Here is a 1345-nt window from a genome sequence, read left to right on the forward strand (position 1 = left end):
TGCCTCGGAGGAACCATGCCCACTTACCTCTATCGGGACCTCGATACCGGTGAGACGTTCGAGTACGACCAACGGATCACCGACGCCCCGCTCTCCGTCCACCCGGAGACGGGCGCGGCCGTGAAGCGCTTGATCCAGCCCGTCGGGATCGCGTTCAAGGGTTCGGGGTTCTACGTCAACGACATCAGGAAGCCTGCGTCCGGCAAGCCGGAGGCCAAGGCCGCCGGCGGCTCGGAGAGCGCTGCGAACAAGGCGGGCGAAGGTAAGTCGAACGAGAGCAAACCCGCGGAGAGCAAGCCCACGGAGGGCAAGCCCTCGGCGTCGGGCTCCGGCGGCTCAGGCTCCGCGCCGGTGCCGGTGGCGAGCGGCGGCTCCACCTCGAGCTGACGCCGGGCCGTACCGACGCTGAACGCTCGGGCGGCGGCCGTTGCCAGCCGCGCGCTCACGGGGCGATGAAACGCACCTCGAACAAGGCGGGCCACAACTTCCCGGTCACGAGGAAGTTGCCGCTGGTTTCGTCGTAGGCGATGCCGTTGAGGACGGCGTCGCGGTCCGTGACGCCCGCTATGCGCCTGAGTTCGGACGCGTCGACAACGCCGGTCACCCTTCCGGACGCGGGGTCGATCCTGACGATCTCGTCGGTCTTCCAGACGTTGGCGTAGACCGACCCGGCCACGCATTCCAGCTCGTTCAGCATGGTCAGCGGCTTGCCGTCGCGGCTCACCTCGACGCTCCCCTCGATCTCGAACGTGATGGGGTCGCGCTTGGTCAGCTTCGCGCTGCCGTCGCTCATCCACAGGGTGGCGCCGTCGAAACAGAGGCCCCAGCCCTCGCCCGCGTAGCGCTGCGTTCCCGTCGGCTCGAAGGTGGTCGCGTCGTAGCGCAGGAGCACGCCGTTCTGCCACGTGAGTTGGAGCAGTTCGTCGCCGACGAGTTCCAGGCCCTCGCCGAACACATTGGGGGCGAGGTCGCGCTTGCGCAGTACCGTGCCGTCAAGCCTCACCTCCCGCAGGCTCGAGCGCCCCAGTAGGCCGGTGCTCTCGTACAGCGTCCCTTCGTGCCACACGAGGCCCTGCGTGTACGCCTGCGGGTCGTGCGCGTGCTGGGCGACGATCTCCACCCCAAGGCGTTCGGAGTCTCGGCCGCGGCAGCCAGAGGCTAGCAGCGCCAGTGCGATCGCCGCAAGCACGGGGGTGAGCCAGGGCCTCATTGACCGACCTCGCTTGGAGCCAGGAGGGGAGAGACGGCCCGCCAGACGGCCTCGGTGACCGCCGCCTCGGCGGCTTCCGCGTCGATGCGCACCCAGCGCCGCCCGCCGTCGGCATCCGCCTGCGCGACGAAGCCT

Annotated in this window: 2 protein-coding genes; one reads left to right on the plus strand and one right to left on the minus strand. The window is 69.4% G+C overall.

Translation table 11 applies throughout. The annotated features are described in order from the left end of the window. The first annotated feature begins 15 nt into the window (after window positions 1-15). A complete protein-coding gene (locus M9914_14335; GenBank protein MCO5175354.1) occupies window positions 16-387 on the plus strand; it encodes a hypothetical protein in 372 nt (123 codons plus the stop codon). A 55-nt stretch (window positions 388-442) separates the two neighbouring features. On the opposite strand, the gene M9914_14340 is transcribed toward M9914_14335, so the two are convergent. Next, window positions 443-1210: a glutaminyl-peptide cyclotransferase gene (locus M9914_14340; GenBank protein MCO5175355.1), complete on the minus strand. Its 768-nt coding sequence runs from the start codon at window positions 1208-1210 to the stop codon at window positions 443-445. Window positions 1211-1345: the final 135 nt, after the last annotated feature.

The sequence above is a fragment of the Trueperaceae bacterium genome (assembly GCA_023954415.1).
In the GTDB taxonomy this organism is placed as follows: domain Bacteria; phylum Deinococcota; class Deinococci; order Deinococcales; family Trueperaceae; genus JAAYYF01.